Consider the following 13536-nt stretch of genomic DNA (forward strand, 5'->3'; position numbering starts at 1 on the left):
AGTTGCGTCAATCGACTTGAGCGACGAAGAGCGTCTCGAACTTGCCGTCGCGGTATTCCGTGACCACCATCGGGACCGAAAGCTGGCGCTTCTGGCCAAACGACGTCATTCCGACATAGGTCAGCTTGGCATCGCCCTTCAGATAGGGATTGGGCGCCGAGAAAGTGTCGATCGTCTTCTTGAACTCCTCGACATTGTCGATCGCGGCCGGGTTCGCCTTCAGCGTCTCGATGATGTATTCGAGCGCGTAGACCTTGGTGTTGGATTCGTCATTGTATTCACCGAACATTTTCGTATAGCGGTCGACGAACTCCTTCATCATGTCGGACGCGATTTCGGGCGTCGATGCGCCGCCGACTGAGATGAAGCCGTTGGCCAACTCACCCGCGCCCTCTTCCAGCACCTTGGCATCCTGCGCCGTTTCGGTGGAGATCAGACCTTCGTAGCCGAGCTCGCGCGCGGCGCGGATCAGCAGCGGCGCATTGCCGGGCGCGACACCCGAAAGCACCAGCAGGTCCGGTTTTTGCAGAACGATCGGCGTCAGTACCGGTGTGAAATCGCGGGTATCGTTTTGGTAGACGTCCGTGGCAGCCACAACCTCAAGTCCGAGCGCCTTTGCCGCGGCAACACCGCCATCCCGCTGGCTCAGCGGATCGGATTCGTTGGCGGCGACAAAGGCAACTTTTCTCACGCCCCTGTTTTCCATGAGATATTTGTAGATCGCCGGAGCTGACTGGTAGTTGGCGATCATGCCGAGCACAGCGTTGGACGCCGGTGGGGTGTAGAGTTCCTTCGGGAATGCGTAGGGAAAATAGATGATGCCCTTGGATTCTGCCACGGGACGCACCGCCGCCGCGCCATCGTCAACATTCGGACCGACGACATAGTGGATGCCCTCCTGGGCCATCTTCTCCATGCCGGCGATCGCCCGCTTGGGGTCCTTCTGATCGTCGAAGGTGACGATTTTGATGTCATAGGTCTCGTCACCAATCTTCACACCGCCGGTTTCGTTGATCCAGGCGGCGCGCGTCTGCATCGAGCGGACGTTGGATGTGCCCCACGCAGCGGCCGCGCCACTCGTCACGCCGACAAAGCCGATCTTGAGTTCCTTGTTGGCGGCGTGCACCGTGATTGTGCCGCCGGCCATGATTGCCAGCGCAGAGACGGTGCCGAGCGCGGCGAATGTGATTATTGAACGTCTATTGATCATTGTTCTTTCCCCTTTGGAGGCCGCGCATTGTTGCGACAGAACTCGACCGATACGCGGAGTTTTGTGAGTGAGGGCTCAAATCTATTATCTGTCAACAAAACTTTTACAGATTGTTGACAATCTTGTGCGGTCGTAGATGAAGGACGCGGTCCGCAGCATCGCGGCCCTTCCAGAATCACGCTCCGTTCGCTCTGGCTAATATAAGCTTTGTGCCTAGTATTGACTGGGTGCGTAAAATTGTAGTACCGGCGCCGGCCGTCCCGAGTTCATTCCGCCGATGATGCCCACCCGGTCGCCAACGAGAGCAGCTCTCGGGCTCCCGCGACGAACTTCGCAAATGGTGCAGACGGCGCGTGCCGAAAATGCTGGAGCAAGACCGGCTCAGCTCTCGGGTAGTTGGCGCCCGCCCTGATCCTGCCGCATTGAACGCGGAAGGCCAGCTAATGGCTTTTGCCTAGCCCTCCCGCGGCAGTGGACTCTGTTCCGATGTGCCGCTACGTGCGGACGGCTATGTTCGAAGTACCGGCCTGTAACGTCGGAAAAGGAGTGACCCCATTTTTTTGCGTGCAAGATCTTTTCCCATCGCAGCAAGGACTGCTTTTCTGGTCACACTGGCCGGTGTCCTCGTGCTCGCACTCTCACCGGAGTGGCTTTTGCAGAATTTTGGCTTCGGCTTCACCTCTCATGATGACAAGCTCAATCACGCCGCAGCTTTCGTCGTGTTGACGGCTATCGGCAGTCTCGGTTGGCCAGAGCACAGGGCAAGACTGACCATTTTTCTTGCTCTTACCGGCGCCGCGATCGAGATCCTCCAGGGCATGCAAATGATAGGCCGCGACATGGATATGTTCGACTGGTTTGCCGATTGTGTCGGCGTCGCTTGCGGGCTCGCAATTGCAAGCTGGACAAAGAAATTAGTCAGCGGATTCTCCTAGGTCACGACCCGTCAAGCTGGGGCTAATCGGCCGCGTGAAGCATATGCGCGGCGAAGAGGATCTACGTCACGCTTCGCTGCAGGACTTCAGAGAGCATTGAGTAAGGCCGCAGCGATCACTGAGACTATCATCCGCAAGCCGATCTGCGCATAGCAGCCGAGGGGAGTTATGGCCTTCTCTTTTTCATCAGAGCGCGGACTTTAACAATCATCGCTGCATTAGACCTCAATTGAGAGGCATGTATTTTGCGCATGTATCTGTCGGCGATCACCTTGTAACGAAGGGACAATCGCACCACGCGGTCGTACGTTGCGTCTTCTCCCGCGCACAATTGCTGCGCTTTTCTTGCTAAGGTACTCGGGGCGCCAGGCTGGACCGCTAGTTTTGCGGCCCACCCCAAATTACATCTGATTAGCGCGCTCTGTTCGGCCTTGATCATTGGATCGACTGCGGACCTAGCCTGAGAACTAAGAACCACAGATGCGACCAGAACCGCGATAAAAAGCCGCTTCACAGTTGCCCTCAAACGCTGCATAGGCAGCCCAGTGATTAAACATTGACTCCAAGTTTATAGCGCGCCGCCCGTTATGCGCAGCCGCCCACTCCGTTATTTTCGCCCCTGTTTCTGCCGGAAATATGTGATGACTTTGGAGACCATCGCCATCACAACCAGAACTCCGAATAGAATAAGAATCGGAAAATCGGTAGATTGCCGACAAGGTTCGTCATCTGGCGCGCAGTACGACAGGGCGGCCGCGGAATTCATCGTGGTTAGCAGCGCGGAAGTGGAAAGACCGAGTAACTTCATACGCAGGTTTTTGGGAATATCGGCCTGCACCGGTCGGGCCGAGCCCGCCGTGCCGCATTTACTCGCAGCTATGGCGTACCTGATCAGCCACCATGCCCGCGGGACCCAACATAGCCTCGTTGAGCCCGGTGTAGCCTTTTGTTTTGTCAACCTCGTTTATAGTGGTGACGGCCGCGGGCTAATGGAGCCGATCGCTGACAATGCCACGGATTCGGGGCGCGCTCTCAACCGGCGCGTGGAAGTGAAAGCCGTGAAATAGGGCGAACGCGAGCAGATTCGGCCATGCGCTGCAGGTATTCTAGCCCCGGCTGCCGTGCACTGAACGATAGCCATGGATGATGAGCTTCCGGAGGAATATCCGCTTGTTCGGCAATAGCAGAAGTTGTGTCTATGGTTAATCGGTCCTTAGGCTCATCTACATCGCTGCCAGCGCACGTCACGGCGGTCAGCCGCTCCGATACGATCGATGGCTGGCGCGACCGGCGCGGCGACGGCGGCGTTCCGCGCCTCCGGCCTCAACCTCATCGTTAGCGCGATCGTGCATTGGAATACGGTCTATATCGAACGGGCCGTCACCCACTTGCGCAAAATGCACCGCGAGATCCCGGATCATCCGCTCAAGCACGTCTCGCCGCTGAGCTGGGAACACATCAATCTGACCGGCATCTATACCTGGGATACAGAACATCAGATGCGTGAAAGCTTCCGGTCGCTCAGACTTCCGGCTCGGTTACGCCACGCCGCATGACGTTCATGCTCCGTTCAACCTCGTGTCGCTGGGAACTGTTCTTGCTCCGACCCCAGGCTGGGAGGCATGGAAGGATTGGGACGGCCACACGTTCCAGACCAACCGCGCCGCACTCAGCAATGAACGGACAATGCCGCTCTTTCGAGCGGGTCGATGCTGATAGGAAAGGTGGCGCGTGGGCGCCACCATTCTTGCTTTTCTTACGTGAATTACCTATTATAGGTACTTTAAAAGGAAGTACGGCGATGAAGCAATTCACATTCTCCGACATGAATCGCGTGTCAGGCGAAATCCTCGAAACGGCATTGATCGAGCCGGTGGCCCTGACCAAGCGCGGCAAGGAAAAGCTCGTCATCCTGTCCGCTGCTCAGTACCACCAGCTCGTCGGCCAGCCGCATTCGGTCGCCTATACGATCGAGGACGCACCGGATGATGTCCACAATGAACTCATGACAGGACTGGATGCCATAATTTCCGGCGACACGCCCGATGCTTAAAGCTGGCGATCTGCTCCGATATTATTACCTATGGGCGCGGAAAGCAGACGCCGGCGAGGAATCCGGACGCAAGGCGAGGCCGGTTTGCATCGTTGTCCGGACGCTAGCAACGCCCGCAGCCTTGTTTCTCTTTCCGCTGACTTCGCAAAAACCCGACCGGTCGCGCCCGCATCTCTCCATCAGCGAAATCGAATGCCGCCGCGGCGGCCTCGACTATCCGTCATGGCTGATCCTGGACGAATTTAACCGGGTGCCGGTCGATGAAGCCTATGATCTGGTGACGACGACGCCGATCGGCGCGTTCAGCCCCGCATTTGTCCGCAAAATTGCTGGCGTGATCAAAGAGACGGCGGCGCAGCGTCGATTGCGCGGCATCGTTCGCAAATAGCCGGACTGATTTCTTGGCGGGCCTCCGGTCCTTACCCGCATCGAACGGGCCAGCACCGGAGCGCGGGGCGCCCCTACGCCCTCTCCTCGCGCCCCACCCTCCCCTTCTGACGGTGTTTTCTCAAGAGGTGGACATTGTTGTCGTTGGCCGCCTGCAATTCCTCGAAATGCTCCCGAGCAGCCCGCCGACCCAACAAACGGGCGATCGACAGGACGGCTCGTTCAACCATATCTCGTGCCGACATGTCAGCCCTGTAATCGTGACTTGCGCTGTCGTTCCCAGGTTTGGCCTCGTCCACCATGGCATGCCCGCTCTTCTGTATAGATCGAGGGCATTGAGCGGCGTGATGATCGGCAAGACAAGTTCAGTTGCCGCGCTGTCGTAGTGTGGCGTGCAAATACTTGAGCACTGCGATTTGGAATTCCCAAGCCAGGCAATTTACGAAAAGCTCAGTCCTCTTGCAATATCGCACGCGATATCCAATATGCCTGCATGAGACTGCTTCTCGATACGGCGACCATGGTGGGGGCGATCCGAAGTGACGCTGGTGCCTCGCGCCAACTGTTGGTGGCGGCTTTGGAGCGCCGGCTGACGCTCATCGCTTCGGTGACGTTGATGATCGAGTACCAGGCGGTCATGACAAGGCCCGAGCACCTTGAAGCTTCCGGCCTGTCCGCTGAGGATGTGAACGCGTTGCTAGATGCCGTGGCGGCCGTCGCGGAGCCGGTTCGCCTTCTCTTCCTCTGGCGACCCGCCGTGCGCGACCCGGACGACGACATGGTGCTGGAAGCTGCGGTAAACGGACGGGCGGATGCTATAGTGAAGTTCAACCTACGCGACTTCGGCAAAGTGGCCGAGCGCTTCGGTATCTTGGTCCTGTCGCCGGGCGAGGCGCTGAGACGATTGGAGAGAAAGACATGAGGAGAAGCAATTTCGCACTGCGGCTTCAGCTCTCGCTTCTGGATGAGGCGCGCAAGGTGGCGGAGAGCGAAGGCGTGCCGCTCAACCAGTTCATTAACGTGGCAGTCGCTGAGAAGCTTTCGGCGCTGCGCACGGAAAGCTACTTTCAGGAACGCGCCGCCCGTGCCGACCTTCCCAAGGCGCTGCACATCCTGAAACGGGCCGGCAAAGGGAAGGCGCCGATCAAGGGCGACGAATTGCCGGAGTAATGTACCCCGAGGGGTAGAGCGGTACGGCTCGTACCGGAGTTTTGCCTGCGTCCAAAGCGGCCGCCGGGCCGAAGACTGCCAGTCAAGGCTGGCGCCTAACGCGCCACAGCGATGCGGCTCTGGCCTTGACGGGCTGACTTCGGTCCGGCGTTCTCTCGACAAGCAGGCAGTTCCCTCGTCGAACATGATTTCCCTATCGGGAAAAGCCTGGACGAACCTTCTCCGACTCTGCTCCCACTTCGGCAAAGATAGGCGAATACCCGAAACCAGAACCGGTACTCCCGTATCCGCCCGTAGCAATACGCCGACACCGCGCACCAGGCGATTGCGGTTGCGGCTGTCTTTCCCCACAGGGCAGTCGCTGCCTCTGCAGCTTCAGGCACGGTCCGTTTCTGCACGGCGGCATCGCGGTTGAAGGCATCCAACAGATTGGGATCGCTCACCGCCCGATGGTGAAATGCCGCAAGAGGGCTCTGCGCTGGCAATTCCATGGCGGTTGAAGGGTGACGTGAGGCAGACGCTTCACTGCAAGCTGAGGGGTTCTCGGCTGAAGCCGGAAGTTGGGTTGGACGGGATCTTAATATCGCGCCTCCATTTTTCAGCCGCGGAAACAGCAGCCAGCCCGCCGCCTCAGGATCTTAGGACGCTGCTCGCCGTGAAAAGAACTGTTCCGGCATGTTCTGCCGGGCGATGCGCACCAGATCGCTAAGCGCCGAGCGGATTTGCGGCCAGGGGAACTCGGAGCATTCCCCCCAGGCCTTACCCGCGTGCAACACGGCCTCAAGCTTGCCCGCCACGCCGGCGACAGTCGTGGCAGGCGTCGTGAGAACGCTCCCAGCAGATCCTTCGCCCGGTCGCCAGCCTCGCACTCGGCCTTGAGCGCGGCGGTGTCCGCTCCAAGCGGCCGACATCCTTTGCCCGCAGCTCAAGCGCCGGCAAATCTCCGCCGCCAGCCTCGCGCCGAAAGACTGTGTGAGATATCCGGGCTAGATATGCGCCACATTGATGCGCGCCTGCCTTGGGTGACTCCGAAGGCTGTGACAATCCACTTTGGTCTGCTACGTCGGTCCAGCATAGCTGCAGAAAAGACTTCATGTCCAAGTTCACGCAGCTTGCGCGCGAAAGGCGTGATCTTACAGCCTCCATGCCAGCCGCCCGCCACGATAACAACGTTCGCCATCCGTCAACTCCTCGTCAATGCCCTGCCGTGGGGCACGTCAAGCCCTGCCGCCGTGCAATTGCGAAGGCTTTTGCTGTGGATAGGTTCTGACGTTCGACCATTGCCAATACCTGCTCAGGTTCGCAGGCCGTGAAGATGTTGAATCGACAAACAGTATTGCGTTACAGCCCGGAGATATCCGGCTTGCCCTGGACGACGAATGTTTCGAGCATCGCCCAGCAATTGTCGCGCAGGTAGGTTTCGGTCCCGGCGAGCCTGTCGCGCCATTTCGTTAGCAGCCCATCATGCATCTGGGAGACCAGGGCCTGCTCATAGCCCTGATGAAGGTCCCAGGCTGTTTTGCCACTGCGCCCTGGCGGATGCTGCTTCAGGAAGGCGGGAAAGGACAGGCTCGCGTAGGCCTGTTCCGCCGCCTCGACGAGGTCCTTCACCAGTTCGACCTGGGTCTCGACATCCGCGCGGTTTCCAGGACGACTGACGTGGCCGGCGACCAGCGTCTCGAAGTCGTAGGCAAGAACAGTGCGGTGTGCTTCGACGAAGCCGGGAATATCGACGGCGACGCCGAGATTCTTGTAGGGCATCCAGCCGGGATAAACGACGTCGATGAACATCAGGGTCTTCTGGCGTGGCGCGAAGATGAAGATGTTGTCGATCGAATGGTTGATGCCCTTGTAGGCCAGTTCGAGGCGTTGGTTTCCCTGCTCAAGGGTATAGGTCGTTTCGAAGGTTACAGTTGGAGCCGGGCGCCGCTGGTCCTTCCGCGATGAGAGCAGTTCGGCTGTCCGGGCGTGGGCGACGATCGTAACGTCCTTTGCAAACAGATGCGCGCCGGCGATATGGTCGACATGTTCGTGGCTGTAGACCAGATGCGTCACCGGCTTGTCCGTGACGTCCGCGATAGCCCTAAAGTAGTTTTCCCCAAGGCTGGGTGGCGCGTCGCAAGCGATCACCCCGGTCGAAGAGACAAGAAACATGGTGCTGTAGGCACCATCTGTAACCCAATAAACCCCATCGCCAATCTGCTGGACAAGGTAGCCTTTGCCAGGGTCGACCACAGGTCCCGCACCAGGCGTCGTAGTCGTGCTGCTGGCCGCAAGGGCGGGATGAATGCCGCACCCGCACAACCCGGCCCGGGCGGCTGTCGCACCGGCCACATATTGCAGGAAGTGGCGGCGACCTCGGTCGGCGGCGTCTTTGTTCAGTGTGTTGCGATCCGGCAGATCCTCAGGCTTGGCTATTTCGGACACTCAGCTCCGCTCCTCATCCAGGTTTCGGCATCCATCACGAATTCCTCATAGGGGATCGGCGGGGTCGTTCGTGCTTGCCCGGTCCGATCGGTACCTGGTGACCAGGCCCATCTCACAAGCGCCGATCTGAGATGGTTGATGACCTGATCGCCAGTGCGGTTTCCGTTGTGCCGCGGGTCTTTCAAATGTTCGCAGAGCTCATTTGTCGAAAGGCCGTCCCAGCCCATGCTGAGTGGCGCGAGGCGCCAGTTCTCGTCGGCGCCGGGGACGCCGCTGGCCGCATTGTTCGATTTTCCATGACAGGATGAACATGGCAGGCCCGCCGCACCATGATCCGCGGGTCCACGCGCCACACGAAACAGATGTCGATGCCGGTCGTCGCCCTGGCGCGGATAGTCAGTCAATGTGTGGCAATTCTGGCAACGCGGGCTTGTCATGACGCGGGCGACCGTCGCGAAGGCGTCGGCTGAGGCCGTACTGCTGCCGTTCGTTTGCGACCACAGCGGCTGCACGAACGCCGAGACGGCGGCAATCGTCACGCCGACGAGCGCTCCCAGCGCAAGCCGATGGCCAGTCATCACGCATCACCCGCAGCGCGATGCACCGCGGCGCGGATGCGGGCATAGGTGCCGCAGCGGCACAGATTGGTGATTGCCGCATCGATGTCTTCATCCGTCGGATGCGGCTTGTCGTTGATCAGCGCGGCGGCGGCCATGATCATGCCGGACTGGCAATAGCCGCATTGGGGAACCTGCTCTGCGATCCAGGCCTGCTGCAAGGGATGCGAGCGGTTATCCGAAAGTCCCTCGATCCTCGTGACATGTTTGTCCTCAGCTTCACCGAGCGAAAAGGAACAGGAGCGCACGGGCTGGCCATCGACATGCACTGTACAGGCGCCGCAGGCAGCGATGCCGCAACCGAATTTAGTGCCCGTCAGGCCGAGGTGATCGCGCAATGCCCAAAGCAACGGCATGTCCGGCTCGGCGTCGACCGTGACCGCGCGACCATTGACGGAAAATCGTGTCATTGCGTTGCTCCCGTCAGATCCGCTGGTAGCCGCTGCGCGAAATCGGCAGGGCTCGGATGCGCTCGCCTGTCGCGGCGAACACGGCGTTGCAGAAAGCGGCGTGCGTCGGCACGGGACCAATCTCCGCGACGCCTGTCGGCTTGGCGCCGCTCTCGACGAACCGAGTCGTGATGACAGGCGTCTCGGACACGTGCAGCGGGTCAAACTGATCGAAATTCGTCTGCTCGATCTCGCCGTCTGCGAAGGTTACCTCGGTGCGCAGGCCGGAAAGTCCCCAGACCACGCCGCCCTCGATGTTGGATTTGGCAATGCCTGGGTCGAGGGTCTGGCCGATATCGACGGCGCTCCAGACATGGTGACACTTGATGGTCTTGTCCTTGACGGAGAGTTCGACGACTTGCGCGATATAGCCGCCGAATGCTTTGGCGAGCGCCAGACCGCGGAATCGCCCCGCCGGTAATGCAGCCTGCCAGCCGCACAGCGCGCCGACAGCGTTCAGCACCGCGACCGCGCGGGGATCGGAAGCGGCAAGTCTCAGCCGATACGAAAGCGGGTCGGCATTGGCGCGGTGCGCCAACTCGTCGATGACGCTTTCCAGGACGAAATTGTTCGGTCCGTGGCCGGTCGTGCGCCAGACGGAAACCGAGAGCGGCGTGTCGACGCGATGTTGTTCGACCGCATAGTTCGCAATGGCGTAAGGCGTCTCAGTCAGGCCCTCGACGGCCATGCCATCGTATGCCGCCGGCGGCATGATCGGCCGCGCCCAGTCGCCCTGTGCCTTGATGACACCGCGCGGGAATATGTAGAGCATGTGGGACGGCGAGACGACACGATGCGTCATCGCCGCCGGCAACCCGTCATTGCCGAGAGACGCCTTCACCGCATGGACCATTGGCGGCCGGTAGGCGTCGTAGCGGAAATCCTCTTCCCGACTCCAGATGACCTTGACCGGGCGGCCGGCGGCCTTTGCAACCAGGATCGCGATCTTCGCGAAATCCGCGAGCAGCCGCCGCCCAAAGCCGCCGCCCAGCAACGTTCTGTGGATGATGATCTGGTCGTCGGCGAGACCCAGCATCTGCTTGGCGACAGCGTGGGTGATCTCGACGCCCTGTGTCGGGATCCACAACTCGCACCGATCGTCCGTCACATCGGCCGTGCAGTTCATCGGCTCCATCGTCGCGTGCGCCTGCACCGGGATTTCGAAGATAGCCTCAAGCGGGCTGTCGGCAGCCGCCAGAACGGCAGAAGCGTCGCCCGCTTTGACTTTCGTGTCGAACGACGCGGATTTCAGCAGCGCGCTATATTCGGCCCTTTGGCCACTGGTTGAATATCCGGCGAGTGGACCCGGCTTGAATGTAAGCTCTGCGCCATCGAGAGCCCGCTTCGCCGTCCAGTAGTCATTGGCAACGACAGCGAGGCCGGACGGAATTTCGACGACGGCAAGCACACCGCGCTCAGTCTTGATCGCCGTTGGGTCGAAGGCCGCCAGCGATCCCCCTTGCGAAGGAGCGCGGCGGATGGCGGCCACCGCCATGCCGGGCACTTTCACGTCGATGCCGAAAATCGCCGAGCCATCGACTTTCGAGGGTATGTCGACGCGTGGCTGCGGCTTGCCGATCAGTTCCAAGCTGCTTGTCGGCCTGAGATGAGGATCCTTTGGGATATCGAGCCTTGCCGCGTCAGCGGCAACCGAACCAAAACTCACCACCCGGTCAGTCGGATCATGATGGATGCGGCCCTGGTCGACGCGAAGGCTCGCAGCGGCAACCCCCAGACGCGTCGCGGCCGCGCCGACGAGCATCTCGCGTGCGGCGGCGCCAACGGTGCGCATGATCGGGAAGAAGGTCGAGATCGATTCGCTGTTGCCGGTGAACATCCATTGATATTGCGGGTGCCGGTATGCGGGATCGAAATCGGCCCATTCAAGCGCGACGCGCGACCAGTCGGCGCCGAGTTCGTCGGCGAGCACCAAAGGAAGGGTGGTTTGGATGCCCTGTCCCATTTCCGACTGGGAGAGCATGATCGTCACGATGTCGTCTGGATCGATGCGCAGCCAGGCATTGATGAATTTGTCGGGGAGTGAAGATGCGGCCCGCGCTTTGACGGTGACCTGCGCCGACAGGAGCAGAGCGCCGGTCGCGACCAGCAATTGCCTTCGATCCAGCGATCCGACCTTGGTCGGTGCGCCCAGTGGACTATCCATCAAGTTCAGCGATCCCTTCTTGCGACCGGCCACTGCCACGACCGAACCTCTCGCCTTCGATCATAGGATGGGTCATTATTCGTTCAACTGAAATCGCTGGATATGTGATATGAACAATTCGGATATCATGGCCGAACAGGATGGCTGGTGCAGCAAGTAGGAGATGCAGTTGACTAGCAAAGCCAACACCGATCAGCAGAAACTGCGCCGGCTCGACTTCACCATGCTGACGATCTTTCGGGATCTCGTTCGATTGCAAAAGACAACGCTTGTTGCGGCTACGCTGGGTGTCAGCCAGTCTGCCGTCAGCCATGCGCTGGCTCGGCTACGGGAACTCTTCGACGACCCCCTGTTCGTCAGGCGCCCGAACGGTCTGGAACCGACACAGCGTGCCTCACAGCTTCTCCCACAAGTCGAAGTCATTCTTCGACTTGCCCAGGATGCACTCAAGGTTCCCACGCACTTCGACGCCGAAACATCCACGCGCTCGTTCCGGCTCGCCGGCAACGACCTTGTCGGCGCCGTGATTGCCCCGCCGCTGATAAGGACGTTGCGTGCCGAGGCACCTGGATGCCGGGTGGCGTTTCAATTCGCTGTCGGAACCGAAAGCCTGAACGCCCTGCGCACCAACGAAATGGAGATGGCGATCGGGCGCGTCTGGGATCTGCCCGACGAGTTCCGGGCCGTGCCAGTCTTCGAAGAAGACTTTGTCGTTGTTGTCAGGAAAGACCATCCCGTCGCTCACGACGCGGCGATGTCGCTCGAAGAATACCTATCGCTCGATCACATCCTCGTCTCATTCAGGGGTGGATTTCATGGGATGGTCGATCAGGCTCTGAAGAAGCGCCGGCTTCGGCGCCGGGTTGTCGCCAGCGTCCCGATGTTCATGACGGCCATGGGCGTTGTGGCGAGCGGCGATCTCTCTTCAACGGTCCCGGCCCGGCTCGCCGCCAAATACGCCGATCAGTTCGGGCTTGCGGTCCTGAAAACGCCACTCGCCATTGATCCGTTTACGTTCAGCCTCGTGCGGCATGCACGATCGACGTCGGACGTTGGCCTGGATTGGTTGTCGGCAAGGATAATCGAGAGCGCCTGCCCGCCCTGACCCAAAAAGGAATAAGAAGAAACCATGGCCTTGTTCGGGATTTGACGCACACCGGACTCTTGGTCACGCTGGACCGATGACAAGGGGCGTGCTGCTGGACCTCGCAGGCGTCAACCATGGTGGTAAGACCGCTATACCAGGCGAGGTCGACGCCGTCGCGCAGTTGCGGCAGTCCGGTTTGGCCGACGCATAGTAAGCAATGCCACGCGCTCTGTTGGTTTGTCTACGCTATTATAGCCGTGCAGTACGAAAACTACAACAACTTGAACATGTTAGTGGCAGCGCCATCGTACAAAGACCGGCATTGGGAAACAACAGTAAAGGTCGCCTGACAAACTCCTAATTTGTAGGTCACAGGTTCGATTCCTGTGGGATCACCACTCAGTCGCAGCAAATATGGCCCAAGCTAAATTAGAGCAAGGCTAGGCGATTCCGTTACCGGCCATCCTGGTCGGTGACCCACGAGCTTTCAAAGCAGCCATCAGCATAGGCCCGACCGAAAACTCCCGGGCCCTCGCCTTCTCAGTCAGCACGCGCAGATACATCGCCGATCACATGGACTTCATGGAGCCGCAGAAAAATGGTTCACTTTTTGTTCTTTTCCGAAAACGCGTGGCGAGATATATAGTCTGGCGTGTCCTTTAACTGATTCCTCAGGGAGGCAGCGCGCAGATGACCGTCCAGCCCATCAATACCATGCTGCAGGGGGACAGGATTCTCAATGAACCGATAATCAGCTGCCCAAGCTGCAAGACGGAAATCAAGCTCAATGAGTCGCTCGCGGCCCCTTTGATTGCCGCCACGCGTGAAGAATACGAAATGCGCCTGGCGCAGAGCAAGGCATCGATGGCTGCCAGAGAAGAGGAGCTCAAGCGCCAGCAGGCCGAGATCGTCGCCGCCAAAGAGGACATCGCCGACCAGGTGGCTGGGCAAATCAAGCTTGAGCGTGCCGGAATCGCGGTCGAGGAAGCCCGCAAGGCAAAATTGCTGCTTTCGGTAGACCTGGAGGACAAGGATAA

General features: G+C 59.7%; 12 protein-coding genes and 2 pseudogenes. 8 read left to right on the top strand and 6 right to left on the bottom strand.

Annotated features, from left to right (window positions below; all coding sequences use genetic code 11):
• Window positions 1-7: 7 nt before the first annotated feature.
• Window positions 8-1210, bottom strand: coding sequence for an ABC transporter substrate-binding protein (locus tag NKH49_RS26700; protein WP_352474565.1), 1203 nt, complete (start codon window positions 1208-1210; stop codon window positions 8-10).
• 653 nt (window positions 1211-1863) lie between these two features.
• Between NKH49_RS26700 and NKH49_RS26705 the strand changes: the two genes are divergently transcribed.
• From NKH49_RS26705 to NKH49_RS26730, 6 genes and pseudogenes are all read left to right on the top strand, one after another.
• Window positions 1864-2145 carry a VanZ family protein gene (locus tag NKH49_RS26705; protein ID WP_352503771.1) on the top strand — a complete coding sequence of 94 codons (282 nt, stop codon included), beginning with the start codon at window positions 1864-1866 and terminating at the stop codon, window positions 2143-2145.
• 1304 nt (window positions 2146-3449) lie between these two features.
• Window positions 3450-3701, top strand: a pseudogene (locus tag NKH49_RS26710) (Tn3 family transposase); the annotation flags it as partial.
• Between the two features lie 245 nt (window positions 3702-3946).
• The gene (locus NKH49_RS26715; protein WP_352474563.1) at window positions 3947-4198 is read left to right on the top strand and encodes a type II toxin-antitoxin system Phd/YefM family antitoxin; all 252 of its coding nucleotides are present in this window, start codon (window positions 3947-3949) and stop codon (window positions 4196-4198) included.
• A 121-nt stretch (window positions 4199-4319) separates the two neighbouring features.
• The gene (locus tag NKH49_RS26720) at window positions 4320-4586 is read left to right on the top strand and encodes a hypothetical protein (protein WP_352928652.1); all 267 of its coding nucleotides are present in this window, start codon (window positions 4320-4322) and stop codon (window positions 4584-4586) included.
• A 492-nt stretch (window positions 4587-5078) separates the two neighbouring features.
• Window positions 5079-5507 carry a putative toxin-antitoxin system toxin component, PIN family gene (locus NKH49_RS26725; protein WP_352928654.1) on the top strand — a complete coding sequence of 143 codons (429 nt, stop codon included), beginning with the start codon at window positions 5079-5081 and terminating at the stop codon, window positions 5505-5507.
• Complete coding sequence (locus tag NKH49_RS26730; RefSeq protein ID WP_023722511.1) at window positions 5504-5755, top strand: hypothetical protein; 252 nt, start codon at window positions 5504-5506, stop codon at window positions 5753-5755. The genes NKH49_RS26725 and NKH49_RS26730 overlap by 4 nt, the downstream gene beginning before the upstream one ends.
• A gap of 95 nt (window positions 5756-5850) precedes the next feature.
• Here the strand turns inward: NKH49_RS26730 and NKH49_RS34985 are convergent, their stop codons facing one another.
• From NKH49_RS34985 to NKH49_RS26750, 5 genes are all read right to left on the bottom strand, one after another.
• Entirely contained in the window at window positions 5851-6246 is a 396-nt protein-coding gene (locus NKH49_RS34985) for a Y4oE-related protein (RefSeq protein ID WP_502907947.1), read from the bottom strand.
• Window positions 6247-7096: 850 nt separating this feature from the next.
• Complete coding sequence (locus tag NKH49_RS26735) at window positions 7097-8182, bottom strand: MBL fold metallo-hydrolase (RefSeq protein WP_352686504.1); 1086 nt, start codon at window positions 8180-8182, stop codon at window positions 7097-7099.
• On the bottom strand, window positions 8170-8760 hold the full coding sequence (locus NKH49_RS26740) for a hypothetical protein (RefSeq protein WP_352822512.1): 591 nt from the start codon (window positions 8758-8760) through the stop codon (window positions 8170-8172). Before NKH49_RS26740 ends, NKH49_RS26735 begins: the two co-directional genes overlap by 13 nt.
• Complete coding sequence (locus NKH49_RS26745) at window positions 8760-9209, bottom strand: (2Fe-2S)-binding protein (RefSeq protein WP_352928656.1); 450 nt, start codon at window positions 9207-9209, stop codon at window positions 8760-8762. The genes NKH49_RS26740 and NKH49_RS26745 overlap by 1 nt, the downstream gene beginning before the upstream one ends.
• 13 nt (window positions 9210-9222) lie before the next feature.
• Complete coding sequence (locus NKH49_RS26750; protein WP_352928658.1) at window positions 9223-11451, bottom strand: xanthine dehydrogenase family protein molybdopterin-binding subunit; 2229 nt, start codon at window positions 11449-11451, stop codon at window positions 9223-9225.
• A gap of 184 nt (window positions 11452-11635) precedes the next feature.
• Here NKH49_RS26750 and NKH49_RS26755 point away from each other — a divergent pair, with 184 nt between their 5' ends.
• Together NKH49_RS26755 and NKH49_RS26760 are read left to right on the top strand one after the other, a co-directional pair.
• Complete coding sequence (locus NKH49_RS26755) at window positions 11636-12517, top strand: LysR family transcriptional regulator (RefSeq protein WP_352822508.1); 882 nt, start codon at window positions 11636-11638, stop codon at window positions 12515-12517.
• 672 nt (window positions 12518-13189) lie between these two features.
• Window positions 13190-13536: pseudogene (locus tag NKH49_RS26760) on the top strand (DUF2130 domain-containing protein); the annotation flags it as partial.

This window comes from Mesorhizobium sp. M1088 (assembly GCF_040318575.1).
In the GTDB taxonomy this organism is placed as follows: domain Bacteria; phylum Pseudomonadota; class Alphaproteobacteria; order Rhizobiales; family Rhizobiaceae; genus Mesorhizobium.